Below are 25,663 nucleotides of genomic sequence, written 5' to 3'. Positions count from 1 at the left end.
TTCTCCAAGCCTTATATTATTATGCTTTCGAATCCGCTGCGGCCGGGGCCTGATAGCCACCGCCCAGCGCACGGATCAGTCCTATCTTCGCCTGCAGTAAATTGCTGCTGGCATTCAACTCCGCCTGTTGCTGCTGCAATAGCTGCGTCTGGCTGGTCAACAGATCGTCGCGTCCGATAATCCCTGCCTGGTAACGGGCGTTGGCGACCTGATACACCTGTTGCATCGACCGGGCCGCGGACGCCGCCTGCAGCTGCTGTTGCGCAGAGCTCTGCTGGATGGTGATGGCGTCAGCGGTTTCCTGTACCGCATTCAGGATGGTTTGGTTATAGGATTCCACCGCTTCGTCATACAGCGCGGATTCCTCGCCCAGCTTGCTGCGCAGTGCTCCGGCGTGGAAGATCGGCAGCGAAATCGCCGGCATCACGTTCCAGGCCTGGCTGGCCGCTTCAAACAGATTCGGGCTGGTGCCACTGGTATTGGTGGTCATCAGGCCGGCGAAGGCTGAAATGGTCAGGCTGGGGTAAAACTCTTTACGCGCGGCGCTGACGCGCTGGCTGTAAGACTCCACCAGCTGGCGTTGCGCGGCGATGTCCGGGCGTTTGCCCAGTAGATCCGCTGTCAGTTCGCCCTGCGGCGCCATCAGGTTGTCTGCGGGCAACGGCACCTGACGCAGGTGTTGCATGGCGTTCGGCCCCTGGCCGGCCAGCGCGGCGAGCTGGTGTCTGAGCTGCTCGATCTGCGACTGCAGCTGCAGGATCTGCTGCTTGGCGACGTCGGACTGCGCCTGGGTTTGTTGCGGTACGTCGACGCCGGTCAGACCGGCCTGATAGCGCTGTTGGCGCAGCGCGGTCAGGCGCTCATTGTTATTCACTTCCTGTTGCAGCAGCTTCTCGAGTGCCAGATTGCTCTGCAGCTGATAGTAGGCGGACGCCACCGAACTGGTCAGCATCAGCGCTGCCTGTTCCTGCTCGGCGCGCGCGGCGTTCACCTGCGCCTTGGCGGCGTTCACCTGGTTGCGGTATTTGCCCCACCAGTCGAACTCGTACGCCAGGTTCAGCCCCAGCGAGTTGGAGCTTTCGTAGATCGGCTTATGCGGATACCCCAGCCCCATATTGACGTTTTGCGGCACGCGCTGGCGTTGGGTGCTGGCGTTCAGATCCAGGTTAGGCCCGTTGGCGGCGCTGGCTTCACCCACCACGCTCTGCGCTTCGCGCACGCGGGCAGCGGCCTGCCGCAGGGTCGGCGAGCTTTGCAGCGTCTGCGTCATCAAGGCGTCCAACTGCGGATCCTTGAGGGCGCGCCACCACTGCGGGCTGACGGCCAGCGAACTGACTTTCGGCTGAGCCAACTGCAGGCTCTGCGGATCCATCAGCGTGGATTGCGGGGCAATATTATCGGTCGAAGCACACCCGGCCAGCAGCAACATGGCGAACAGCGGGGTGAATCTCCAGTTAAATGGGGATCGCATAAGTAGGTACCTGAACAGAAATTGTGAATTAGGGTAACTGTTCTGTGATTTCCATTTGATCCAGACGTGCCAGCAATTTGCGCGTCAGCTGTTCCAGCTGTTTTTGCTCATCGTCGGTCAGCGTGGACCACAGGAAATGCAGACATTGGTGCTGCGGCGGCAGCAGTTGACTGAGAAATTCTTCCCCCTGCGGCGTCAGATGCAGATGCAGGCAGCGGCGATCGTTGTCGCTTTCCCGGCGCTCGATCCAGCCGCGTTTCTCCAGCTCGTCGGCGATGCGGGTCGCATTGGTGCGCGAGGAGCCTAAGGCAGAGCTTAGCTCAGAAGGTTGGATGCTGTGGCTTTCCTGCGCATCCAGGGTGATCAGCGCCATAAACAGTGTTTCGTTAATCCCCTGCGCCTTCAGCATCTTATTGCGGTTTTCCAGCAGCTTGCCTTGCATGTGCATGCACAGGCGGGTCAGCAGGATTTCCTGATAAGGGAAATCTTTCTGCCGTGTGGCGCGGAAATTCAGCATTTGTTCTATGGGGGCAAACGAGCTTTCCATAATTTAGGGCCTCATTAATTTCGTTCGAGATAGTAACGACGGTGACAAATAATGTAAATGTTCAGCCGTGCGGATAATTTAGCAATTCGTGTCATTTGTCAGTGTTTGTAAAGAAGTGGCGCATGAAAACGCCAAAGTGAAGCCAAACGATCGGGAGCGGCGTCAGCCTGGACCGAAAAGCATTAACAGCTTTAATGTGACGCCAAAGGCCGTCGCGCCGAGCAGCGTCGACAGAATGATGCTTTTGCTGCGGTAGAAGCACAGCGCCAGCGCGGCGAAGCCCACCAATGTCGGCAGCAACTTGTCCGGTTCACGCATCACTACCGGCGTGCTGGAGACCACCAGCAGGGCGCAGATCGAGGCGATGCCGATGCTGTCGAGCAACAGGGCGGCTTTACCGCGTTTGAGGCCGGGCTGGGCGCGCGCCGGCGCCAGCCTGAGCGGTAGATAACGGAACAGGTAATTGGCGCAACCGACCACCAGGCCGATCACCAGCACATCAGTGTTCATGGTTGGCCTCCGCAGGGGCGGGCTGGAACAGGGCGGCGACGCAGCCGGCGCCGATGCCGGCCAAAATGGCGATCGGAATGGAGAACAGCACTGCACCGAGCAGCGCGCCGGCCAGCGCGGCGGCGATAGTCAGGCCCTGCGGGCGTCGGAAGGCGGCCAGCAGGAAACTGAGAAACAGCGCCGGCAGCATGAAGGCCAGCGAGGCCTCGATCACCGGGAACTGCTCCAGCGGGCCGTTGCCGAACAGCGCACCGAGCGCGGTGCCGGCCACCCAGGAAAGCCAGGCACAGAGCGCGATGCCCAGCATCCAGTTTTCGCTCCAGCTGCGGTTATTGCGCATCAGTTTGGCGGTAGCGGCGGCGAAGACCTCGTCGGTCAGGCCAAAGGCCCACATCGCCGTTTTACCGGGCGACATGCGCGAGACGATGCGGTGGCGCAGCGCCGGGCCGTACAGCAGGTGGCGCACGTCCATCGCCATCACCGTCAATGCGGAGACCCACAGCGACATCCCGGCGCTCAGCAGGGCGGTGATCACGAACTGGCTGGCGCCGGCGTAGATGATGCAGGAGAAGAAAATGCTTTCCAGCGGGGAAAAGCCCAGTTTGACGGCGCTGAGGCCGAAGGCGAACGCTACCGGGACATATCCGATGACGATCGGCAAACTGTCGACGACGCCGTTGGCGAAGGTGGCGCTGACGGCGGGCGGATTGAGGCTGTCTGCAGCTTGGCTTTGCATGGTTGTGGGTCGCAGGGTAGATAGGACTTCAATAGTTTATGCCCAGAACATTACCAGAGAGTAAGTAATGTTTATACCCTGCACCGCTAATAAATTTCTTAAGTTACTATTTGCACGATAATCAGATTGTCGCCGGCCCCTGCGGATCGTGGTGCTTGCCGAGCCACCAGGTCAGCAGGTTGAGCAGGCATAACACCCCGCCGGCGGCGGCTACGCCGTACCAACCGGCATGCTGATAGGCCGAGGCGGAGAGCAGCGAACCGAGGGCGCCGCCGATAAAGTAACTGGTCATGTAGCCGGCGGTCAGGCGATTGCGCGCGTCCGGCATGATGCGGTACATCACGCTTTGGTTGGTGACGTGTACCGCCTGCACCGCCAGATCGAGGATCAGGATGCCGGCGATCAGCGCCCACAGCGATTGTTTGGCGAACGCGATAGGTATCCAGGACAGCAGCAGCAGCACCAGGCCGACGGTGGTGGTCAATCCGGCCTTGCCTTTGTCCGCCAGATGACCGGCGCGCGAAGCGGCCAGCGCCCCGGCGGCGCCCACCAGGCCGAACAGCCCGATCACGCCCTCGGAGTAGTTGAACGGCGGCGCGGCGAGCAGAAAGGCCATTGAGGTCCAGAGCACGCTGAAGTTGGCGAACGACAGGGCGCCGAGGATGGCGCGGGTGCGCAGCAGCGGCGTGCGGCAGAACAGGCTGAAGATCGAGGCCAGCAGCTGCGGATAGTTCAGCCCGGAGTGTTGCTTATAGCGCGGCAGCGCGCGCCACAGGATCAGCGCCATCAGGATCATCAGCACGCTGGCGACCCAGTAGATGGTACGCCAGCCGCCGAACGACGCCAGCGCGCCCGCAACGGTACGCGCCAGCAGGATGCCGAGCAGCAGGCCGCTCATGATGATGCCGACGGTCTTGCCACGCTTTTCCGGATGGGCCAGCGTGGCGGCCAGCGGCACCAGGATCTGCGCCACCACCGAGAACAGCCCGGTGAGCGCGGTGCCGAGGATCATCATCGGCAGCGTGGCGGAAGTGGCGGTGATCAGCATGCCCCCGGCGGCCAGCAGCGTCATGAAAACGATCAGCCCGCGGCGCTCGAACATATCGCCGAGCGGCACCAGCAGCAGCAGCCCGGTGGCGTAACCCAGCTGCGCGGCGGTAACGATAAAGCCGGCCTGATTGACCGACAGGTTGAAGCCGGTGGCGATGGTTTCCAGCAGCGGCTGCGCGTAATAGTTGCTGGCGACCGCCAGGCCGGTAGCGATGGCGATCAGCACGGTCAGCGCCGGGCTGAGGCCCGGGTGGGTGTTTTGTTGGCTCATGGTTTTTTCATCACGGGAAGAAGATGGCGCGCAGTATCCGGCAACGCACGCCGGGAAACCAATGTATAATTTTCATTTTATTTATCTCATTTCAAGATAGATGCCATGAACCTAAAGCAGATCCGCTATGCGCTGGCGGTGGCGGAAGAGCTGAACTTTACCCGAGCGGCGCAGCGCTGCCATACGGTGCAGTCGGCGCTTAGCCACCAGCTCGCCAAACTGGAAGAAGAGCTGGGCTGTACGCTGTTTGAACGCACTTCGCGCCGGGTGCGGTTGACCCCCGCCGGCCAGGCTTTCGTGGCCCCTGCGCAGCGGCTGCTGGCGGCGCAGCAGGCGCTGGTGGAAGAGGTGACGGCGGCCGATGGCGCGGTGTCCGGCACCCTGACCATCGGCACCATTTCAACGATAAACGTGATGGCTCTGACCGAAAGGCTCGACAAGTTTCACCGCCACTATCCGGCGGTGAATATCCGCCTGTACGTCGGCATGAGCGAAGCGCTGTTGGAAGACGTGCGCCAGCAAAAATGCGATATGGCGTTCGTCGGCATCTGGCCGGGCGATGCTGACCTGCTGCCGCTGTCGCACCGGCAGTTGGCCGATGAGCCGCTGGTGGCGCTGGTGGCGCCGCAGCATCCGTTGGCCGGCCGCGAGCGGGTGAATTTGCAGGCGCTGGCGGAAGTGCCGCTGGTGGATTTCTACAGCGGCACCGGCGCGCGGCGCCAAACCGATCGCGCCTTTCAGGCGGCGGGCATCCGTCGGCACGTCAGTTTTGAAATCGATCATATCGAATGGCTGGAGAATTTGGTGCGGCGCGGACTGGCGGCGGGCATCGTACCGATCTCGACCGCGCAACGCTTAAGTGCGCTGGTGTCGATTCCGATTGAAGATGGGCCGCGGCGCCAGGTGTATTGTATTTGGCCGCAGCCCATGTCGACTGTCGCCGAGCGCTTTTTGCATTTCAGCGGCATCGATATGGCGGGGTAGGGGCGCGGCACAGGCGGCGCCCCTGAGCAGTTACGGCTTCGCCGCTTCGGCGGCGGTTTTCACCCAGCCGTCGAAGGTGGCCTGGTGCGCCTTGATCCAGCCGTTGACATGGTTCTGGATGTCGGCTTCCGAAGCCTGGCCTTCATGCATGCGCAGGTTTTGCGCGTTGATGTCGGCGATCGGTAGCTTCATGATGGCGAACAGCTTGGCGGCCGCCGGATTGGCTTCGGCCCACTGCTTGTTGGCGGCGATGCGCATGGTGTTGACCGGGAAGCCGTAGTTGGCGCCGTTAGGCAGCTTGGTGTCGACGTTCTTCTGCTCGCCCGGCAGGGAGGAGAACGGCACCTGCAGCCAGACCACGTCGCGCCCCGGCACCATCACATCGCTGACCCAGTACGGCGTCCAGGTGTAATACAGCACCGGCTTGCCCTCTTTGTAACGGGTGATGGTATCGGCGATCATCGCCGCGTAGTTGCCCTGGTTGTGTTCGACGGTGTTGCTCAGGCCATAGGCCTTGATGTGGTGGTTGATCACTGCTTCGCAACCCCAGCCCGGGGTGCAGCCTGTCAGATCGGCCTTGCCGTCGCCGTTGGTGTCGAACAGCTTGGCGATCTTGGGATCCTTCAGCTGTTCGACGTTGGTGATGTGGTACTGCTCGGCGGTTTTCTTGTCGATCAGGTAGCCCTGCGCGGCACCGTTGACGTAGACGCCTTCGCGGTAGAACTTGGCGTCGCCGCCGGCGGCCTTGTACTGATCGGCGTGCAGCGGATCCCAGTTGACCGCGATAAAGGTCGCGTCGCCGGAAGCGATCGAGGTGTAGGCGACGTTGTAATCCACTTCACGCGGTTCCTTCACGTCGTAACCCAGTTTTTCCAGCGCTTTGCTGACCAGCAGCGTCTGGAAAGTCTCTTCGGAAATGGTGCTTTGCACCGGCTGAACCGCGATCCCCTTGCCGGGTAAATCTGCCGCGCTCACGCTCTGTGAGCCAATCAGCGTCGTCAGGGCGAGAGCCCAGATGCCCGTGGTGCGCATAGTGTTTCCCCTTTTTTCGATGTGGTGGTGTCATAGCCCGCCGGGGCCGCAGCCGCCGGCGGGAAAAGCGTCAGGCTTGTTTGATGAACGGGCGAGTCAGCAGCCCGATGGGGCCGCGGCGATACCAGCGGCCGATGCCCTTGCTGCGGCGATCGCGCCCCAGCGATTGAGTGAGGCGATCGAGAATGATCGCCAGGATCACGATGCCGACGCCGCCGACGGCGGCCAGGCCCATGTCCAGCCGGCCGATGCCGCGCAGCACCATCTGGCCCAGACCGCCGACGGCGATCATCGAGGCGATGACCACCATCGACAGCGCCAACATCAGCGTTTGGTTCACGCCGGCCATGATGGTCGGCATCGCCAGCGGCAGCTGCACCTTGAACAGCAGCTGGCGCGGGCTGGCGCCGAAGGACTCGGCGGCCTCGATCAGATCCTCCGGCACCTGCTTGATGCCGAGAATGGTCAGACGCACGATCGGCGGCAGCGCGAAGATGATGGTCACTACCACGCCCGGCACGTTGCCGATGCCGAACAGCATGACGATCGGCACCAGGTAGACGAAGGCCGGAGTGGTCTGCATGGCGTCGAGCAGCGGTCTAATCACCTTGGCGGCGTGCTTGCTGCGCGCCAGCCAGATGCCGAGCGGCAGGCCGATAAGGATGCAGAAGAACAGCGCGGTCAGCACCAGCGCCAGCGTGACCATCGCCTGCGACCAGGCACCGATGGCGCCGATGGCGACCAGGGAGAGCAGCGTGGCGGCACCCATACCGAGGCCCGATACCTGCCAGGCGAGCAGCGAGAACACCAGGATGGCGATCGGCGCCGGCATGCCCAGCAGCAATTGCTGGAAGCCGCTCAGGATCATGTCCACAGGCACGCGGATGCCCTGGAACAGCGGACGGAAATGCAGCACCAGCCAGTCGATGCCTTGCGTGACCCAGGTATCGAACGGCACCCAGGCTTTGTGGAACGGATCGAGCAGGCTGAAGTGTTCCGGCTGCGCCGGGGCGCTGCTGAGCCAATCGGCGCCTTGTCCGGCGGCGTCATGAGCGGCTGGCGGCGGCGCGCTGGACCAGGCGTCGCCGGCGTTGGCGGCGGCATCGTGAGCGGGTGCGGCGCCGGTATCGGCCGGTGCGGTAGCCCAGGGATCCTGGGTCTGCGTGGTATCACTCATTGGCTGAGCCCTCCTTGTCCAACGCCTGCAGCAGCATGGCCTTGGAGATGATGCCGAGATAATTATGTTCTTCGCATACCACCGGCACCGCGCACGGCGCCTGGGCGACCAGGGAAATCAGATCGCTGAGCGGCGTGTCGGCCGGCACGGCGGTGGGCGCTTCCAGCAGGGCATCGTCCAGCGTTTGATTGGCGGACAGCGCCTTTTTCAGCGACTCTATCGACACCACGCCGATAAATTTCTTCCCGCGTTCAACAACATAACCATAATCACGGTCCTCATCGCGTAACAGCTGCAGCGCCGATCGGGGGCCAAAGCCGGGGGTTTTGCGGATCAGCGTCACCGGGCGCCGTTGGGCGATATCCTTGGCGCTGAACACATGACTGATGTCCACGCCGCGGAAGAAGGTGCGGACATAGTCATTGGCCGGGTTATTCAGGATCTCGTCCGGCGTGCCGACCTGGATCACCTCACCGCCCTGCATGATGGCGATGCGATCGCCAATGCGCATCGCTTCGTCCAGATCGTGGGAAATAAACACGATGGTGCGCTGATGCTGAGCCTGTAATTTCACCAGCTCATCCTGCATTTCGGTGCGAATTAACGGATCGAGCGCCGAGAAGGCTTCGTCCATCAATAATATATCCGGATTATTGGCCATGGCACGGGCTAATCCCACGCGCTGACGCATGCCGCCGGATAATTCATCCGGATAAGACAAGGCATAATTCTCCAGCCCGACCTGACGCAGGGCGTCCAGCGCTTTTTCCTGGCGCTCCTGTAGCGGCATGCCGGCTAATTCCATACCAAAGGCGGTATTATTCAGGACATTCATATGCGGCATTAGCGCGAATGACTGAAATACCATGCTGATCTTATTTCGCCGCACGGTGCGCAGCGCGGTATCGGATATTTTGGCGATGTCCTCACCGTCGATCAGCACCTGACCGCGGGTGGGTTCTATCAGACGATTGAGAAGGCGTACCAGGGTGGACTTACCGGAACCGGAGAGCCCCATGATGACAAATATCTCGCCTTCTTCAATGGCCAGAGTGGCGTCTTTTACGCCGAGCGATAAGCCGGTTTTTTCAAACAGCTGATCTTTTGTCAGACCTTTATCCAGCAGTTTGAATGCGCGTTCCGGGTGTTCGCCAAATATCTTATACAGGTTCTTTACTTCGAGTTTAATTGCCATGCAATTTGCTGTTTCCTCTGGTTTAATTAAAAACGATATGGGCTGTCCTTAGCAAAATAAAAGAGCTTTTTACCCTAACACAGTGAATATCTGAGACAACCCTCAATGTGGTTTAAATGGAATATTAGTGGTTTACATCAAGGTTTTAATTAGTTATGGTAATTTGGCCCATGACTCAAAATTGACGGCTGTTATTCGCCATAATGGATTGGTTTTTGGGGGAAATAACGCAGCGTGAAGCAATGGGATATTTCGGTTCTGCACCTGCCGTTCGGATAATAAAAAACCCGACCAGAGGCCGGGTAAAAGTCATCAGTATTTCATCAGTTTTAACGACAGGTGCCGATATCGAGGGGGATATCGTCGGGCGCCATGTTATCGCCGTAATATGACAACCAGATGGCAGCCTCAGGCCTTGCGATACAGCCGCCGCGGGTGGCCGATATTGCCGTACAGCATTTCCACCCGCACGAACTGGGTGGCGACGCAGTATTCCAGATAACGGCGTGCGGTGGTCTTGCTGATACCGACCTGCTCAACCACGTCTTCCACCGCATGCGCCACCGCCGGCTGAGCGATAAACAGTGCCTGCACCAGCTCGAGGGTATTGGTTTCTATGCCTTTGGCGCTCGGCTCGCTGGAGAACTGCTTCGACTGCAGGTTATACAGCGCATCGACGTTGTCCTGATCGATGATCTTGAAGGTGCGCTGGGTCTGCACGAACTGCATGAAGCGTTCGAGCGAATTGCGCAGCCGCTTGTAGGATACCGGCTTGATGATGTAATCGAAGGCGCCGTTGCGGATCGCCTGGCTGCAGGTATGCATGTCGCTGGCGGCGGTGATGAAGATCACCGAACAGGCGGGGTTCTTCACCGCCGGCTCTTCCATCAGCTCGATGCCCTGGCCGTCCGGCAAAAAGTTATCCAGCAGGATCAGCCGCGGCTGATGCGCGTTGGCTTTGGCCCGCGCTTCGGCCAGCGTGGCGGCGTAAGCCACCACCCGCAGGTTGAAATTTTTCTCGATGAACTCCGCGTGCAGCGTCGCCAGTTGCGGCTCGTCTTCCACGATCAGAACGTCCAGTGCTTGGTGTGACATAATCGGGTGCTCAAAAAATCGGGTTATGGGTTTTATTTAGGGATAAATATAGAGAATATCGCGCCGTGCGGCTCGTTGTCCGACACTTCTATGCTGCCGTGCGCCTGCGCCACGTGGCTGGCGACCAGATGCAGACCGATGCCGTGGTCGCTTTTATCCGCTTTGGTGGTCACGCCCTGTTCAAACAGCGTATCACGAATCTCCTCGGCGATGCCGGTGCCGCGATCCGCTACCTCGATCACCAGCTCGTCGCTGCCGTCGCTGATATAAAGCTCGATCGCTTCGTGCGGGGCCGGGCAGTGCAGCGTCGCCTCCACGGCATTATCCAGCAGGTTGCCGACGATCGACATCAGTTCGGTCTCATTAAGCGCCGCCGGGATTTGCCGCAGCTGGCAGGCCGGATCGAAGCGCAGTTCGATGCCTTTTTCTCTGGCGCTGGAGTATTTGCCCAGCAGCAGGCCGCACAGCGCCGCCGAACTGAAACGCTGCGAGATGAAATCGAGGATCTCCTGCGCGCCCTCCGACTGGGCCTCCACATAGCGGATGGCCTCGTCGTAACGCTGCATGTGCAGCAGCCCGGCCAGCGTGGCGGTCCAGTTCAGCTGTTCGTGGCGCATGATGCGCAGGTTGTCGGCATAGCGTTTCACCTGGCTGAGCTGGCTGCTCAGGGTATTGATATCGTTCTTGTCGCGGAAGCTGATCACCCAGCCTTGCAGCTCTTGCTCCTGCATGATGCGCACCCGGCTGGCGATCACCCGCACGTGGTTGAAGCGGCACACCTCGTCGTGCGTATCCTGGCCCAGCTGAGTGGCGGCAAAGAAGTTCGGCTGCGCCTGGATCACGTCGCCGATCGGCCGGCCCAGCAAGCCGGCGGCGGGCTGGTGCAGATCCAGCAGCTCGCGCGCCGCATGGTTGATGGTGATGATCCGCATCTGCGGATCGATGGCGATCACCCCTTCATAGATGGCTTCCAGCAGCGCTTTTTGCTGGCGCACCAGCAGCGCGATCTCTTTCGGCTCCAGCCAGAACATCTGGCGCTTGAGGTTTTTCGACAGCAGCCAGGAAAAGATGAACAGGGCGATCAGCAGCAGCACGATGGAGCCGATAATTTGCGTCAACGTCCTGGCATTTAAATTATCGATATGCGATTTCAAATAGCCGACGGAAACGATGCCGATGACGTGATTATTTTCATCCACGATCGGCGCCTTGCTGCGCAATGAAACGCCAATGCCGCCCTTGCGAATGGAAATAATGCTTTTTCCTTCCAGCACCTCTTTATTATCGCCGCCGATCATCGGCGTGCCCAGGCGGCCTTCATATTCGGAATGATAAAGATGGCGGGCGTGATTATCGCCGATGACGATATAACTGGCGTCGCTGCTGGCGCGGATTTTTTTCATCAGCGCGGCAATTCTGGCGGCGTCGTTGTTTTCCACCGCGTCCACCAGCGAAGGGATAAGGGCGATTTCCCGCGCCTGCACCTGGGCGCGGGCGCCGAGATCGCGGTGCAGCTGTGCATCCAGCTGGTAATAAGTGTAGGCGCCGATACAGGTCAGCAGCAGGCAGGAGAAGGCCACCAGGCACAGAAACAGCTTGATTTGAAATGAGAGTTTGAGGCGCATGGCGGTGTTTCACCGTAAAAAGATCCTGGAGCCTTACCCTATCACGAGATATGGGGTCTGTAATATTGCGCCCGATCAACTTGTGATCCCTCACACGGGATTAGAGTGAACCGGACGAGAATTGTTCGTCTGCGATAAAGTTGATAAGCTTTAAAATAAAAACGGTATTAACACCATTAAAACCACACCTGTTTTTACATAATCTCAATTAACTCCATAGAAACCATAACCACCATTAAAACCCCTTTTTAACTTTGAACATAATCACAGCAGATAATCCGTGCGCTTCTCTATGATGGCTGAACAAACTAATAAGAGGCCAGATTATGAGCACAACAGATGATTCTTACCTCGTAGCCAAAGACAAGACCGCCGATATTCCTCTGCGTGAGAAATGGTGGCGGATACTGGACAATTATAAAGTAGGGATTATTCCGTTACCGTTCTTTATTCTGGCCGGTGTATTGATTCTGCTCGACTGCCTGGAAGGCAAGCTGCCGAGCGATATCGTGGTGATGGTGGCCACGCTGGCATTCTTCGGTTTCGCCTGCGGCGAATTCGGCAAGCGCCTGCCGCTGATCGGCAAAATGGGTGCGGCGGCGATCTGCGCCACCTTCATTCCTTCCGCGCTGGTGCACTACGGCCTGCTGCCGGACGTGGTGGTGGAGTCGACCACCAAGTTCTACAAATCGACCAACATTCTTTATCTCTACATCTGCTGCATCATCGTCGGCAGCATCATGAGCATGAACCGCCAGGTGCTGATTCAGGGCTTCCTGCGCATCTTCATTCCGATGCTGTGTGGCGAGATCGTCGGCATGCTGGCGGGGATGGGGGTCGGCATAGCGCTGGGCCTGGAGCCGTTCCAGATCTTCTTCTTCCTGATCCTGCCGATCATGGCCGGCGGCGTGGGTGAAGGGGCGATCCCGCTGTCGATGGGCTACGCGGCGATCCTGCACATGGAGCAGGGCGTGGCGTTGGGGCGCATTCTGCCGATCGTGATGCTCGGCAGCCTGACTGCCATCGTCATCGCCGGCCTGCTCAACCAACTGGGCAAGCGTTATCCGCACCTGACCGGCGAAGGCAGCCTGATGCCGAGCAAGCAGGGCGACAGCGACATGAACGCGGTAGAAAAAATCAGCGGTAAGGTGGACGTCAGCACCATCGCCTGCGGCGCGCTGCTGGCCATCCTGCTGTATATGGTGGGCATGCTGCTGCACCGTTTGATCGGTCTGCCGGCGCCGGTGGGCATGCTGTTCGCCGCCGTGGCGGTGAAGTTGGCGCACGGAGTATCGCCGCGCATTCAGGAAGGTTCGCAGGTGGTGTACAAATTCTTCCGCACCGCCGTGACCTACCCCATCCTGTTCGCCGTCGGCGTGGCCATTACGCCTTGGCAGGAACTGGTGGACGCGTTTACCGTACAGAACCTGATCGTGATCGTCACGACCGTCAGCGCGCTGGTGGCGACCGGTTTCTTTGTCGGCAAGAAAATCGGCATGCACCCTATCGACGTGGCGATTGTCTCCTGCTGCCAGAGCGGGCAGGGCGGCACCGGCGACGTCGCAATCCTCACCGCCGGCAACCGCATGTCGTTGATGCCGTTCGCCCAGATCGCCACCCGGATTGGGGGCGCCATCAACGTCTCGCTGTCGCTGCTGGTGTTGGCCAAGTTCTTCGTATAACTCCTATAAATCCTTAGCGTTACTTTGCCTTTCCCCGCCCCCGCGGGGATTTTTTTTGCCCGCGCGCCGGCCGTACGCGCGGGCCGGGATAATGCCGGTTACGCAGCCTGTTTCATGGTGGCGTCGTACCAGGCGAAATAGCGCTCTACGCCGCGGCGGCCGGATTCGATCAGCGCGCGTTTCTTCTCTTCGCTGATGCCGAACTCCAGCGTGCCGACGTCGAGCGTATCGACATACACGGTGCGCTTCCAGTCGTCGCTGTCCAGGTGTACCTTGGTTTGGATGTCCAGCATCACGTTGGCCACCGCCAGGGTGAAGTCAAACAGGTTGTTGACCGGCGTGCGCGGGCCGGCCTGTCCGGCGGCTTGGGCGATTTCGCCGGCGGAATCCAGACGAAGGCCCAAAGTGCGGGTGTTGATGCGCTGGCTGGAACTGTCGATATAAGGCGGTGTGGCAGAGAAGTCATAGTCGAACAGCCGCACCGGGTAGTTATCGATCATGCCGCCGTCGATGCACAGATCGCCCAGGGTATTGTTCTTCGCCACAAAGGCGAACGGGAACGACATCGAAATGCGCAGGCCGTCCGCCACTTTCATGCGCGGCGTGGTGCGATGCGAATAGACCTCGCGTTGGCCGCTGTTGAGGTTGGCGCCGATAAAGTAAATCGACTTGAATCCTTTCGCCGCTTTCATCGCTTCGAACTGCTCGAAAGTAATATCCGGGTTGCCGGTATATTGCTTGATAATATCGCGCGACCATTGATAGAAATAATCGCCGGGCGCGATGCCGTATTGATTGAACAGGCGATAGGCATCCTGGATCGTACCGAAAAAACCGCCGTTATAATCGAGGAATTTCTTAAAATCCATCTCTGACAGAATTTTGGTTACGTCTGCCGAGCTGCAGCCCAGGCCGACCAGTAACGCAGCGATAGCGCCCGCTGAGGCGCCTGAGGTTTGCTTGATCTGCGGCATGATGCCTTTGGCTTCCAGCAGTTCCAGCGCGCCGCCATAGGCGATGCCTTTTACGCCGCCGCCTTCAAAGACCAGGTTTTCGAATTGATAGCTCATGATATTTCCTTACTCGTGGTTTAGGGAGTAAGAAAAATAACCAAGTGACGAGCGAGAGAATATTGATTGGGGTTGTGTGAGTCGGCAAACAAAATTATTTATAATAAATACATTATTTATAAATTTATCAAAGGCATTTATTAAGCAGGCGCATCGGGCCTTTTGCGTCAATACTTAGCGCTGTCCTATTCTCACAAGGAGTCATCATGTTCTGGAAACGTTGTCTGCTGGGGGCGGCGCTGGCCGTTATGTCATTACAGGCCGGGGCCGCCGCGCCGCAGGCCAAAACCCCGACGCCGGGATATTACCGCATCATGCTGGGCAGTTTTGAAGTGACCGCGTTGTCCGACGGCGTCATTCGCCTGCCGGCAGACAAGCTGTTGCTGAACACCACGCCGCAGCAGATCGCCGCCGGGTTGGCCGAGCGGCATCAAAGCCTGCCGGTGGTGACCTCGGTCAACGCCTATCTGATCAATACCGGCGACAAGCTGGTGATGATCGACAGCGGCGCCGGCCAGCTGCTGGGCGACGGCCTGGGCAAACTGGTGGATAACCTGCGCGCGGCGGGCTACCAGCCGGAGCAGGTGGATGAGATCTACCTGACCCACATGCACCCGGATCACCTCGGCGGCCTGACGCACGACGGTAAGGCGGTATTCCCCAATGCGGTGGTACGCGCCGCCAGCCAGGACGCGGACTTCTGGCTGAGCGCCGACCAGCTGAAACGGGCCAACGCGGAAAATAAAAGCAACTTCGAAAGAGCCCAGGCGGCGATCAAACCTTATCAGGCGGCCGGGCACTTTAAGCCATTCAACGGCGACGGCGAGCTTTCGCCGGGCATCGTCGCCTTTGCCGCCCACGGGCATACGCCGGGCCACAGCGTCTATCAGGTGACGAGCCAGGGCAAAAAGCTGCTGTTGCTGGGGGATCTGATCCACGTAGCGGCGGTGCAGATGCCGCATCCGACGGTGGCTATCAGCTTTGACAGCGACGCCAAGGCGGCGGTCGCTCAACGGCTGCGGGTGTTCGGCGACAGCGCGCGGCAGAGCGAGCTGGTGGGCGGCGCTCACCTGTCGTTCCCAGGGCTGGGCTACCTGAACCGCCAGGGCGAAGGGTACAACTGGGTGCCGCTGAATTACGGCGCGCTGTAACGCACGCGGTCGCTACCGGTTGCGCTCGGCGAATACCCGGCTGAACCAATCGAGAAACACGCGCACCCGCGGCGACAGCTGGCGGTTGCGCGGATAAAGCAGTGAGACCGGCATCGGGGGAGAAGGCCAATCCGGCAGCAGCGGCAACAGACTGCCGTTGGCCAGATCGCCGCGCAGGTGATAGCGCGGCACCTGAATGATGCCCAACCCGGCGCGGGCGGCGGCGACCAGGCTCTCCGCTGCGCTGACCGACACCGTCGCCGGCAGCGTGATGGGCTGCGCTTGCCCCGCCACCGTGAACGCCAGCGGCATTAGCGCGCCGGTCGCCGAAGAGCGAAAGCCCACCATGCGGTGATGGCGCAGATCGTCCAGGCTTTGCGGCGTGCCAAAGCGCTGCAGGTAGGCCGGGGCGGCACAGGTCACCTCGTCCAGCTCGCCCAGGCGGCGCGCCACCATGTCGCTGTCCCGCAGTTTGCCGACGCGTATCACGCAGTCGATGCCTTCCCGCAACGCGTCCACCAGCCGATCGCCTTCGCTCATATAGAGCTCGATATCGGGGTATTGCGCCAAGAAATCGGGCAGATCGGGCAACAGAAAATGACGCGCCAGCGTGCCGTGCACCTCGATGCGCAGCAGCCCGCGCGGTTTGGCGCCGGCGAACGCCATCTCCGCTTCTTCGATGTCCGCCAGAATGCTCAGACAGCGCTGATAGTAGGCTTCGCCGTCCAGCGTCGGGCTGACGTGGCGGGTGGTACGCTGCAATAGCCTGACCTGCAGCCGGGCTTCGAGCTGTTTGATGGCGTCGGTCACGGTGGAGCGCGGCAGGTTCAGATCCTGCGCTGCCTGGGTAAAGCTGCGTTGTTCTACCACGCGGGTGAACAGGCGCATGGCGTCGATTCTGTCCATAATTGTTCGTTTATTTCGGATAGTGATAACGAAGAATAGGGGATTATTCGCCGTGCCGAAAGGTGCATGATGACCACTCACTAACCCAGCAGGAGAGACTTATGCAGCACGCCACTCAACGCGTCGCCATCGTCACCGGCGCATCGCGCGGCATCGGCGCCGCCATTGCCGAGCGTCTGGCCGCCGACGGTTTTACCGTCATCATCAACTATTCAGGCAACCCGGCGCCGGCCGATGAACTGGTGCGCAAGATAGAACAGGCGGGCGGCCGCGCGCTCGGCGCCAAAGCCGACGTCAGCGATGCGGCAGCGGTTTCCCGATTGTTCGACAGCGCCGAACAGGCGTTTGGCGGTGTCGACGTGCTGGTCAACAACGCCGGGGTAATGGCGCTGGCGCCGGTGGCGGACATGCGTGATGAAGACGTGGATCGACTGATTGACATCAACCTGAAAGGCAGCTTCAACACGATGCGTGAAGCGGCGAAGCGCCTGCGCGACAATGGCCGCATCATCAACTTCTCCTCCAGCGTGGTGGGGCTGCTGCAGCCGGGGTACGGCATGTATGCCGCCAGCAAGGCGGCGATCGAAGCGTTGACCAGCGTGCTGGCAAAAGAGCTGCGCGGCCGCAATATCACGGTGAACGCCGTTGCGCCGGGGCCGACCGCGACCGGATTGTTCCTCGATGGTAAAACCCCGGAGCTTATCGAGCGGCTGGCGAAGATGGCGCCGCTGGAGCGCCTGGGCACGCCGGAAGATATCGCCGCGGCGGTGGCGTTCCTCGCCGGGGCCGACGGCGGCTGGATCAACGGCCAAACCCTGCGTGCCAACGGCGGCATCATCTGATTGACGACGCGCCGCCGCAGGATCGGGTATCCTGTGGCGGTACACATCACATCAAGGGCGGTTTATGGTGGGCGACAATCAGCAATTCCAGCACGGCGTGAGATCGCCCTGTGTCAGCCTGTGCCGCATCGACGACGAAACCCAGCGGTGCCGGGGATGTCGGCGCACGCGGGCGGAGATCGCCGCCTGGCCGAGCGCCAGCGACGAGGAGAAACGCGCTATTTGGCGGCGGCTTGAGCTGCGTGCGGCCTTCAAGCAAAACACATAGTCGCGGGAGCACGACACGTCGCACTCCCGCGAAAGCCTTTTCCTGATACGGCCAGCCAGCCCTCAGAAATCCCAGTCCTCATCCTCGGTGTTGACCGCCTTGCCGATGACGTAAGACGAACCGGAGCCGGAGAAGAAGTCGTGGTTTTCATCGGCGTTCGGCGACAATGCCGATAAGATCGCCGGGTTGACCTCCGCCATCGCCGGTGGGAACAGCGCTTCATACCCCAGATTCATCAGCGCCTTGTTGGCGTTGTAGTGCAGGAAGGTTTTCACGTCTTCCGTCCAGCCGACGCCGTCGTACAGCTCCTCGGTGTAACGCACCTCGTTGTCGTACAGATCCTGCAGCAGATCGAAGGCAAAGTTTTTCACCTGCCGGCGCCGCGCGGCGTCCACTTTCTCCAGCCCTTTCTGGAACTTATAGCCGATGTAGTAGCCGTGCACCGCCTCGTCGCGGATGATCAGACGGATCAGATCGGCGGTGTTGGTCAGCTTGGCGCGGCTCGACCAGTACATCGGCAGATAAAAGCCCGAATAGAACAGAAACGACTCGAGGAACACGCTGGCGACCTTTTTCAGCAGCGGATCGTCGCTGCGGTAGTGCGCCAGAATGATGCCGGCTTTCTTCTGCAGCGCGCGGTTTTTCTCGCTCCAGCGGTAGGCGTCGTCCACGTCCGGCGTTTGGCACAGGGTGGAGAAGATTGAGCTGTACGAGCGGGCGTGCACCGCCTCCATAAAGCTGATGTTGGAGTACACCGCCTCTTCGTGCGGCGTCAGCGCATCGGCGATCAGGGCCGGCGCGCCGACGGTGTTCTGGATGGTGTCCAGCAGCGTCAGCCCGGTAAACACCCGAATGGTCAGTTGCTGCTCCTTCGGCGTCAGCGTGGCCCAGGAGGGGATATCGTTGGACAGCGGCACCTTCTCCGGCAGCCAGAAGTTGGAGGTCAGGCGGTTCCATACCTCCAGATCCTTGTCGTCTTCGATGATGTTCCAGTTGATGGCGCGCACCAGCGGCGCCGATGTTAGGGTCGTCATAAGTTGCCTCACAGCGAGCAGGACACGCAGCCCTGCACCTCGGTACCTTCCAGCGCCATTTGGCGCAGGCGGATGTAGTAAATGGTCTTGATGCCTTTGCGCCAGGCGTAGATCTGCGCGCGGTTGATATCGCGGGTGGTGGCGGTATCGCGGAAGAACAACGTCAGCGACAGCCCCTGATCGACGTGCTGCGTGGCGGCGGCGTAGGTATCGATGATCTTTTCCGGGCCAATCTCATAGGCATCCTGGTAATACGCCAGGTTGTCGTTGGTCATGTAGGGCGCCGGGTAGTAAACGCGGCCGATCTTGCCTTCCTTGCGGATCTCGATGCGCGAAACGATCGGGTGGATGCTGGAGGTGGCGTTGTTGATATACGAGATGGAACCGGTCGGCGGCACCGCCTGCAGATTCTGGTTGTACAGCCCGTGCAGCATCACCGACTGGCGCAGCGCGCGCCACTCGTCGCGGCCCGGAATGGCGATGCCGGCGGCGGCGAACAGCTCGCGCACCCGCTCGGTCTGCGGTAGCCAGTCGCGTTCGGTGTACTTGTCGAAGTATTCGCCGCTGGCATAGCGGGAGTGTTCAAAACCGTCGAAGGCGCCGCCGCGCTCGATCGCCAGCCGGTTAGAGGCGCGGATGGCGTGATAGGCCACGGTATAGAAATAGAGGTTGGTGAAGTCGATGCCTTCTTCCGAGCCGTAGAAAATGCGCTCGCGCGCCAGGTAACCGTGCAGGTTCATCTGGCCCAGGCCGATGGCGCGGGCGCTGCGGTTGCCTTCGGCGATCGACGGCACCGAGCGGATGTCGCTCATGTCGGCCACTGCGGTCAGCGCGCGGATCGCGGTCTCGATCGCCTTGCCGAAGTCCGGCGCGTCCATGGTTTTGGCGATGTTCAGCGAGCCGAGGTTGCAGGAGATGTCCTTGCCGATGCGATCGTAGCTCAGATCCTCGTGATAGGTGCTGGCGCGGTTGATCTGCAGGATCTCCGAACACAGGTTGCTCATGTTGATCCGCCCGGCGATCGGGTTCTCCCGGTTGACGGTGTCCTCGAACATCACGTACGGGTAGCCGGATTCGAACTGGATCTCCGCCAGCACCTGGAAGAACTCGCGCGCGTTGATGCGCGATTTGCGGATGCGCTTGTCGTCCACCATCTCGCGGTACTTCTCGCTGACGGCAATCTCCGAAAACGGCACGCCATACACCCGTTCGACGTCGTAGGGCGAAAACAGGTACATCTCTTCGTTGTTCTTCGCCAACTCGAAGGTGACATCCGGGATCACCACCCCCAGCGACAGCGTTTTGATGCGGATCTTCTCGTCGGCGTTTTCCCGCTTGGTGTCGAGGAAACGCAGAATGTCCGGGTGGTGGGCGTTGAGATACACCGCGCCGGCCCCCTGGCGCGCGCCGAGCTGGTTGGCGTAGGAGAAGGCGTCTTCGAGCATTTTCATTATCGGAATGACGCCGGAGGACTGATTCTCGATGCGCTTGATTGGCGCGCCCACCTCGCGAATATTACTCAGCAGGAAGGCCACGCCGCCGCCGCGTTTCGACAGCTGCAGCGCGGAGTTCACCGCCCGCCCGATCGATTCCATATTGTCTTCGATACGCAGCAGGAAGCAGGAGACCAGCTCGCCGCGCTGGCGTTTGCCGCAGTTGAGGAAGGTTGGGGTGGCCGGCTGGAAGCGGCCGGAAATCATCTCCTCCACCAGATCCTGCGCTAACCCGGTATCGCCCGCCGCCAGTGTCAGCGCTACCATGCATACCCGATCTTCGTAGCGCTCCAGATAGCGTTTGCCGTCGAAGGTTTTGAGCGTATAGCTGGTGTAATACTTAAAGGCGCCGAGGAAGGTCTCGAAGCGGAATTTTTTGGCGTAGGCCTGCTGGAACAGCTGCTTGATAAACGGGAATTCGTACTGCGCCAGCACCTGCGGCTCGTAGTAGCCTTCCTCTACCAGATAACGCAGCTTTTCCTCCAGGTTATGGAAGAACACGGTGTTTTGGTTGACGTGCTGCAGGAAGTAGTGCCGCGCCGCCAGCCGATCTTTATCGAACTGGATCCGGCCTTCCGCATCGTAAAGATTGAGCATCGCGTTGAGCGAATGGTAATCCAGCGCGCCCGTCTCGGGCCTGGTCAGTTCTGTCGTTGCCAAAATGCGGTTACTCCCTGTCGAACGTTTTCAACGTCTTGCGCGGTGCCGAGCAGCTCGAAGCGGTACAAAAAAGGCACCTGGCATTTTTTGGCGATGATGTCGCCGGCGATGCCGTACGCTGCGCCGAAGTTGGTGTTCCCGGCGGCGATGACGCCGCGCAGGTATGAACGGTTTTGCGGAACGTTGAGAAAGCGGATGACCTGGATCGGCACCGCGCCGACGGCGCTGCCGCCGCCATAGCTGGGCACGATCAAGATATAGGGTTGTTCCATCAGCAATTTGCTGCGGGCACCGGCGATCGGAATGCGGATCGCCGGCAGGCCCAGTTTCTCAACGAATCGATGGGTGTTCTCCGAGCTGCTGGAGAAATAGACCAGCGGATTCATCGGCGGGCCTCAGCAGGTGAGCGCCAGCGCGCCGATTTTGTCCGGCCGGAACCCGGACCAGTGATCGTCACCGGCGATAATCACCGGAACTTGCTGATAACCTAAGGATTTAACGTGGTTCAGCGCCTGCTGATCCTGGGTGAGATCGATCACCTGATAATCAATCCCCTGTTTATCAAATGCGCGATAGGTGGCGTTGCACTGGACACAGTCCGGCTTACTGTAAATAATAATGCTCATGATTCGCATTTACCTTTAGGCCGAAGGAAAGGCGGACAAGTCAGATAACGGAGCATCGTTCCTGGCGTTTCTGACGGCGTTATCAACCGAACGACACTCCCTGCGGTTGACCTATAAAATACTATATGTTGATATTTATTTTATCAACCACGCTATATATGGTGTTTTGTAAGGTTGAAGGCGCAGGCCGCGCCGGGGCTGGAAAAGGCGAGGGAAAAAATTTTTGCGGGTGTGAAATTCCCCCTCAGAGTCAAGAGGGGGGAGGCGAGTGCATTACTGGCGCATGCTGACGGCCAGCCGGTTGAAGGCGTTCATGATGCTGATGGCGAAGGTCAGATCGGCGATCTCGGTATCGCTGAAGTGCGCCTTCAGCGCCTCGAAAACGCTGTCCGGCGCGCCGGTGGCGGCGATCAGCGTCACCGACTCGGCCCATTCCAGCGCGGCGCGTTCGCGCTCGCTGAACTCATGGCTGACGCGCCAGCCCGCCAGCGTATCCAGCTTGGCATGGCTGAAGCCGCTTTCGCGCAGCGCTTTGCCGTGCATATCCAGGCAGTAGGCGCAGCCGTTGATCTGCGAAACGCGCATAAACATCAACTCGATGGTCGCCTTGTCCAGGGCACCTTTCTCCAGCGCCATCAGCGCGCTTACCATATTCTTGTACGGGGCGGGCGCCAGCTCGGCATAGTTCAAACGTTGCTTAATCATGGTCAACCTCAATCGGTAGTAACGAAATCATGGCGCTACTTTAGCGGCCTGATGGTCTATGCTATAGGGCCATAAAATGATTATTTAACCAGGCCATGATGCCATCTTTCCTGACCTCACTGCGGCTGGACAGCCGGCTTGCCGAACCGCTGTACCGGCAGATTTACCTGCGGATTAAAGACGCCATCGCCCAGGGCAGCCTGGTGGCGGGCAGCCGGTTGCCCTCGGTGCGCGGGTTGGCGAGCGATCTGGGCGTGGCGCGCGCCACGGTGGAAAGCGCCTACGCGCAACTTATTGCCGAAGGTTTCTTGCAGAGCCGCGGGCAGGCGGGCACTTATGTCTCGCCGCAGCTGCCGCACGTGCCACCGGGCGCGGTATCCGCTGTGCCGCCGCTGGCGGTGATGGCGCCCGATCCGCTGCAGCCGCAGGGCATACTGCAGCCTTTCCAGCTGGGCGTGCCGGCGCTGGATGCGTTTCCCCGGGCGCTATGGCAGCGCATTGTCGCCCGCCAGCTGCGCGGTTCCACGGTGGCTTCCCTGGCGCTGCCGCCGGCCGGCGGCCTGCCTGAGCTGCGTGAGGTGATCGCCCATTATCTGCATTTGTCGCGCGGCATCAGCTGCAGGCCGGAGCAGGTTTTCCTCTGCGCTGGTTATCCGGCGCTGTTGGACTGGGTGGTGGAGACGCTGTTGCATGCCGGCGACGCGGTATGGATCGAAGATCCGGGCTATCCGGTCACGCGGCCGCTGCTGCGGGCCGCCGGCGTCAGGCCGGTCGCCGTGCCGGTAGATGAACAGGGCATGGACGTGGCCGCCGGTATGCTGACGGCGCCTGAGGCGCGACTGGCGGTGGTGACGCCGACCCATCAAAGCCCGCTCGGCGTCTCGCTCAGCCTGGCGCGGCGGATGGCGCTGCTCGACTGGGCGCAGCAGCGCGGGGCCTGGATCCTGGAAGATGACTACGACAGTGAATTTCGCTATCACGGGCGGCCACTACCGCCGTTGAAAAGCCTCGATGTTCAGGGGCGGGTATTGTACGCCGGGACCTTCAGCAAAACGCTGTTCCCGGCGCTGCGCATGGCTTATTTGGTGGTGCCCGCCGGTTTGACGGAGGCGTTTGCGCGCAGCAGCCGGCTGCGCGGCTGCGGCTGCCCACCGCTGCTGCAGGCCGGCGTGGCCGATTTCATCCGGCAAGGGCATTTCTACCGCCACCTGAAACGCATGCGGCCGCTGTACCGCCAGCGGCGCGAGTGGTTGATGCAGGCGCTGGAACGGCAGCTGGGGGCGTGGCTGACGGTGGTGCCGCAGCAGGGCGGCATTCAGCTATTGGCTCGGTTGCATGACGGGCTGTCGGATTCGCCGTTGGCGACACAAGCGTGGCAACAGGGGCTGGCGGCGCAGGCGTTGTCGGACTGGCGAATCGATCATCCGGCGGGGCAAGGGTTACTGTTGGGGTTCGCCAATTTCAGCCGGCGAGAGGAGACGGAGCGGGCGGTGCAGGGGCTGGCGCAGCTGTTCAAACGCCTCAATTAAACGGCCCGCGATTTCCGCGGGCCAGACGCACATCTGTTTTATCTTTATGACTGCAGGGGTGTTAACGCCGGGCCAGCAGCACGCCGAGCACGATGCCGACGGCGGCACCGATCCCTACGCCCTGCCAAGGTTTGTCACGCACATAGCTGTCGGCTTGATCGACCGCGTCGCGCGCATGCTGTGTCAGACTGGTGGAGCCATTGAACCGCGCCCGGGCGTCGCGCAGCACGCCTTTCGCCTTGCTGTGCAGCTCTTTCAGTTCCTCTTTGGTCTTGTCACCGGACTCGCGCAACACTTCATCCAGCGTATCGGCCAACAGAGTGACGTCCTGATCGATGTCGCGTTCTGTTCTTTCCGCTTTTTTAAACATTCAGCTCTCCATTTCGACACATGTCTTTTAAGTGTAGACCATGCCGAGATTTGTGTGGTCGATCACGCAAAAAAACGATGATTTCACCGGCGTTAGCAGCCGGCGGCGATAAAATCGCCGTTGGCGCTGACCGGGATCACCGAATTGAACAACACCAGCGCGAACAGGATCAGGATCACGCCACCGAGCATCACGGCGATACGCGACGCCTGTGCCAGATAGTAGCCCGTCAGGCCGGGTTGCTGGGCCAGAAAGCGCTCGCGGGCGTGATGCACCAGCGTGGCGAGGATCATGATCGACAGCCCGGTGCCCAGCGCCATGCTCATGGCGGAGATCACGCCCCAGGTGAACATGCCGATGGCGTTGGCGAACACCAGAATCAGGATGGCGCCGCTGCACGGACGAATACCGATGGAGACGATCAGCCACAGCGCGTTGCGCCAGCCGCCGGTCAGTTCGGCCGCGCTGGGCTGATGCCGGTGGCCGCACTCGCACGCCGCGCTATGCGTGTGCTCCGCCGGGTGCAGCGCCTGAATGACCGGTGCGCGGCGCCGACGCCAGCGCCAGCCGCTGGCGCGCAGGATCACCATCAGGCCGAAGGCGGCGATGAAGACCGCACTGCCTTTTTCCACCCAATAACGGCTGAGGCTGAGATCGCCCATCGACAGGTTGAGCGCCACCGCCAGCACCACCACGAACACAATGGCGACCACGCCTTGCATCAGGCTGCCCAGCAGGGTGATCGCCCGGCTGGCGTTCAGCCGTTCGCGGTGGGTGGCCAGATAAGTGGTGATGACGAACTTGCCGTGCCCGGGGCCGATGGAGTGCAGGAAGCCGTAAGCGAAACTGGCCAGCGTCAGCATCAGCCCGCCGCTGTATTGCTGGTTGCGCTGCTGCAGCAGGTAGAGCACCAGATAGCGGTGCATGTAAATCTGGAAGTTGATGCAATACTGCACAAACTCGGCCCAGTGCTGCACGAACAGGTAGAGCAGCGTCAGCAGCAGCAGACCGGCGAGGGCCAGACCGGCGTAGCGGCCCGGCGCGTGTTTCAGCGAGACGGTTTTCATAGCGTGAGCGAGCCTGTACCGAGGGGCGTCTTCCTTCAGCATATACCCGCCGATGCGGTTCACAAGCGCCGTTCACAAACGTTGTACATTTGGTTACTCGGCGAAACCAATCACTCACGGAAACGGCGGTTTGATTCCACTAGTATCTGTTTCAACGGCTCCACCGGAGCTTACCGAAACAACACTCTGAGGATTTAAAGATGAAAAAAGTATTAGCGCTGATCGTTGCTGCCACTATGGGTCTGTCTTCTGTTGCTTTCGCTGCTGATACTGCAGCTACTGCTCCGGCTACCACCACCGCGCCAGCTGCGACCACCACTACCGCTGCGCCAGCGGCTGCTGCTGAAAAAGCGCCAGCTAAAGCAACGCACCACAAGAAAGCTAAGCACCACAAAAAAGCGCCAGCCCAGAAAGCTCAGGCCGCTAAAAAGCACCACAAAAAAGCGCCAGCTCAGAAAGCCCAGGCTGCTAAAAAACACCACAAAAAAGCGCCAGTGCAGAAAGCTCAGGCCGCTAAAAAACACCACAAAAAAGCCGGTAAAAAAGCTTAATTAAGTGATGTTTGCG

At 60.3% G+C, this 25,663-nt stretch carries 26 protein-coding genes; 7 read left to right on the top strand and 19 right to left on the bottom strand.

Going from position 1 to position 25,663, the window contains the following annotated elements:
* Positions 1-19 precede the first annotated feature (19 nt).
* From EGY12_RS02445 to EGY12_RS02425, 5 genes are all read right to left on the bottom strand, one after another.
* Positions 20-1,471, bottom strand: a complete 1,452-nt coding sequence (locus tag EGY12_RS02445; RefSeq protein ID WP_123892464.1) for an efflux transporter outer membrane subunit — start codon at positions 1,469-1,471, stop codon at positions 20-22.
* Positions 1,472-1,499: 28 nt separating this feature from the next.
* Positions 1,500-2,018 carry a transcriptional repressor MprA gene (mprA, locus tag EGY12_RS02440; protein ID WP_004928879.1) on the bottom strand — a complete coding sequence of 173 codons (519 nt, stop codon included), beginning with the start codon at positions 2,016-2,018 and terminating at the stop codon, positions 1,500-1,502.
* A 162-nt stretch (positions 2,019-2,180) separates the two neighbouring features.
* The gene (ygaH, locus tag EGY12_RS02435; protein WP_033635704.1) at positions 2,181-2,528 is read right to left on the bottom strand and encodes an L-valine transporter subunit YgaH; all 348 of its coding nucleotides are present in this window, start codon (positions 2,526-2,528) and stop codon (positions 2,181-2,183) included.
* A complete protein-coding gene (locus EGY12_RS02430; RefSeq protein WP_123892463.1) occupies positions 2,518-3,264 on the bottom strand; it encodes an AzlC family ABC transporter permease in 747 nt (248 codons plus the stop codon). The genes ygaH and EGY12_RS02430 overlap by 11 nt, the downstream gene beginning before the upstream one ends.
* 121 nt (positions 3,265-3,385) lie before the next feature.
* Positions 3,386-4,585: an MFS transporter gene (locus tag EGY12_RS02425; RefSeq protein ID WP_047730006.1), complete on the bottom strand. Its 1,200-nt coding sequence runs from the start codon at positions 4,583-4,585 to the stop codon at positions 3,386-3,388.
* A 105-nt stretch (positions 4,586-4,690) separates the two neighbouring features.
* Between EGY12_RS02425 and EGY12_RS02420 the strand changes: the two genes are divergently transcribed.
* On the top strand, positions 4,691-5,569 hold the full coding sequence (locus tag EGY12_RS02420; RefSeq protein WP_123892462.1) for a LysR family transcriptional regulator: 879 nt from the start codon (positions 4,691-4,693) through the stop codon (positions 5,567-5,569).
* Positions 5,570-5,599: 30 nt separating this feature from the next.
* On the opposite strand, the gene proX is transcribed toward EGY12_RS02420, so the two are convergent.
* From proX to EGY12_RS02395, 5 genes are all read right to left on the bottom strand, one after another.
* Positions 5,600-6,601 (bottom strand): glycine betaine/L-proline ABC transporter substrate-binding protein ProX, encoded by a 1,002-nt coding sequence (proX, locus tag EGY12_RS02415; protein ID WP_033635697.1) that lies wholly within the window; start codon positions 6,599-6,601, stop codon positions 5,600-5,602.
* A gap of 70 nt (positions 6,602-6,671) precedes the next feature.
* Entirely contained in the window at positions 6,672-7,778 is a 1,107-nt protein-coding gene (gene proW, locus EGY12_RS02410; RefSeq protein WP_123892461.1) for a glycine betaine/L-proline ABC transporter permease ProW, read from the bottom strand.
* Positions 7,771-8,973 (bottom strand): glycine betaine/L-proline ABC transporter ATP-binding protein ProV, encoded by a 1,203-nt coding sequence (proV, locus tag EGY12_RS02405; RefSeq protein WP_123892460.1) that lies wholly within the window; start codon positions 8,971-8,973, stop codon positions 7,771-7,773. The genes proW and proV overlap by 8 nt, the downstream gene beginning before the upstream one ends.
* Before the next feature lie 408 nt (positions 8,974-9,381).
* Positions 9,382-10,068, bottom strand: coding sequence for a response regulator (locus EGY12_RS02400; protein ID WP_033635694.1), 687 nt, complete (start codon positions 10,066-10,068; stop codon positions 9,382-9,384).
* A gap of 32 nt (positions 10,069-10,100) precedes the next feature.
* Positions 10,101-11,693, bottom strand: coding sequence for a sensor histidine kinase (locus EGY12_RS02395; protein ID WP_123892459.1), 1,593 nt, complete (start codon positions 11,691-11,693; stop codon positions 10,101-10,103).
* A gap of 326 nt (positions 11,694-12,019) precedes the next feature.
* On the opposite strand from EGY12_RS02395, the gene EGY12_RS02390 reads away from it, so the two are divergent.
* A complete protein-coding gene (locus EGY12_RS02390) occupies positions 12,020-13,375 on the top strand; it encodes a 2-hydroxycarboxylate transporter family protein (protein WP_123892458.1) in 1,356 nt (451 codons plus the stop codon).
* A gap of 98 nt (positions 13,376-13,473) precedes the next feature.
* On the opposite strand, the gene EGY12_RS02385 is transcribed toward EGY12_RS02390, so the two are convergent.
* A complete protein-coding gene (locus tag EGY12_RS02385; protein WP_123892457.1) occupies positions 13,474-14,445 on the bottom strand; it encodes a patatin-like phospholipase family protein in 972 nt (323 codons plus the stop codon).
* Between the two features lie 206 nt (positions 14,446-14,651).
* On the opposite strand from EGY12_RS02385, the gene EGY12_RS02380 reads away from it, so the two are divergent.
* Positions 14,652-15,596: an MBL fold metallo-hydrolase gene (locus EGY12_RS02380; RefSeq protein ID WP_123892456.1), complete on the top strand. Its 945-nt coding sequence runs from the start codon at positions 14,652-14,654 to the stop codon at positions 15,594-15,596.
* A gap of 12 nt (positions 15,597-15,608) precedes the next feature.
* Here the strand turns inward: EGY12_RS02380 and EGY12_RS02375 are convergent, their stop codons facing one another.
* Positions 15,609-16,502 carry a LysR family transcriptional regulator gene (locus EGY12_RS02375; RefSeq protein WP_123892455.1) on the bottom strand — a complete coding sequence of 298 codons (894 nt, stop codon included), beginning with the start codon at positions 16,500-16,502 and terminating at the stop codon, positions 15,609-15,611.
* 101 nt (positions 16,503-16,603) lie between these two features.
* Here EGY12_RS02375 and EGY12_RS02370 point away from each other — a divergent pair, with 101 nt between their 5' ends.
* Positions 16,604-17,344 (top strand): SDR family oxidoreductase, encoded by a 741-nt coding sequence (locus tag EGY12_RS02370; protein WP_123892454.1) that lies wholly within the window; start codon positions 16,604-16,606, stop codon positions 17,342-17,344.
* Positions 17,345-17,408: 64 nt separating this feature from the next.
* The gene (locus EGY12_RS02365; protein ID WP_123892453.1) at positions 17,409-17,612 is read left to right on the top strand and encodes a DUF1289 domain-containing protein; all 204 of its coding nucleotides are present in this window, start codon (positions 17,409-17,411) and stop codon (positions 17,610-17,612) included.
* Between the two features lie 62 nt (positions 17,613-17,674).
* Here EGY12_RS02365 and nrdF read toward each other — a convergent pair whose 3' ends face one another.
* The 5 genes from nrdF to EGY12_RS02340 form a co-directional block, all read right to left on the bottom strand.
* A complete protein-coding gene (gene nrdF, locus EGY12_RS02360) occupies positions 17,675-18,646 on the bottom strand; it encodes a class 1b ribonucleoside-diphosphate reductase subunit beta (protein ID WP_123892452.1) in 972 nt (323 codons plus the stop codon).
* An 8-nt stretch (positions 18,647-18,654) separates the two neighbouring features.
* Positions 18,655-20,799, bottom strand: coding sequence for a class 1b ribonucleoside-diphosphate reductase subunit alpha (nrdE, locus tag EGY12_RS02355; RefSeq protein ID WP_123892451.1), 2,145 nt, complete (start codon positions 20,797-20,799; stop codon positions 18,655-18,657).
* Positions 20,781-21,185: a class Ib ribonucleoside-diphosphate reductase assembly flavoprotein NrdI gene (gene nrdI, locus EGY12_RS02350; protein ID WP_015378865.1), complete on the bottom strand. Its 405-nt coding sequence runs from the start codon at positions 21,183-21,185 to the stop codon at positions 20,781-20,783. Before nrdI ends, nrdE begins: the two co-directional genes overlap by 19 nt.
* Before the next feature lie 9 nt (positions 21,186-21,194).
* Positions 21,195-21,425, bottom strand: coding sequence for a glutaredoxin-like protein NrdH (nrdH, locus tag EGY12_RS02345; RefSeq protein ID WP_004928934.1), 231 nt, complete (start codon positions 21,423-21,425; stop codon positions 21,195-21,197).
* A gap of 273 nt (positions 21,426-21,698) precedes the next feature.
* Positions 21,699-22,130, bottom strand: coding sequence for a carboxymuconolactone decarboxylase family protein (locus EGY12_RS02340; protein WP_123892450.1), 432 nt, complete (start codon positions 22,128-22,130; stop codon positions 21,699-21,701).
* Between the two features lie 95 nt (positions 22,131-22,225).
* Here EGY12_RS02340 and EGY12_RS02335 point away from each other — a divergent pair, with 95 nt between their 5' ends.
* Positions 22,226-23,659, top strand: coding sequence for a PLP-dependent aminotransferase family protein (locus EGY12_RS02335; RefSeq protein ID WP_123892449.1), 1,434 nt, complete (start codon positions 22,226-22,228; stop codon positions 23,657-23,659).
* 61 nt (positions 23,660-23,720) lie between these two features.
* Here EGY12_RS02335 and EGY12_RS02330 read toward each other — a convergent pair whose 3' ends face one another.
* Positions 23,721-24,029, bottom strand: coding sequence for a YqjD family protein (locus EGY12_RS02330; RefSeq protein WP_004928950.1), 309 nt, complete (start codon positions 24,027-24,029; stop codon positions 23,721-23,723).
* 92 nt (positions 24,030-24,121) lie between these two features.
* Positions 24,122-25,096, bottom strand: a complete 975-nt coding sequence (locus EGY12_RS02325) for a nickel/cobalt transporter (protein WP_123892448.1) — start codon at positions 25,094-25,096, stop codon at positions 24,122-24,124.
* A 200-nt stretch (positions 25,097-25,296) separates the two neighbouring features.
* On the opposite strand from EGY12_RS02325, the gene asr reads away from it, so the two are divergent.
* On the top strand, positions 25,297-25,647 hold the full coding sequence (asr, locus tag EGY12_RS02320) for an acid resistance repetitive basic protein Asr (protein ID WP_004928953.1): 351 nt from the start codon (positions 25,297-25,299) through the stop codon (positions 25,645-25,647).
* Positions 25,648-25,663: the final 16 nt, after the last annotated feature.

Origin of the sequence: Serratia sp. FDAARGOS_506, from assembly GCF_003812745.1 — a bacterium.
GTDB lineage: Bacteria > Pseudomonadota > Gammaproteobacteria > Enterobacterales > Enterobacteriaceae > Serratia.
Note: the sequence above shows the minus strand (reverse complement) of the source record. Positions and strands in the feature narration are given on the sequence as shown.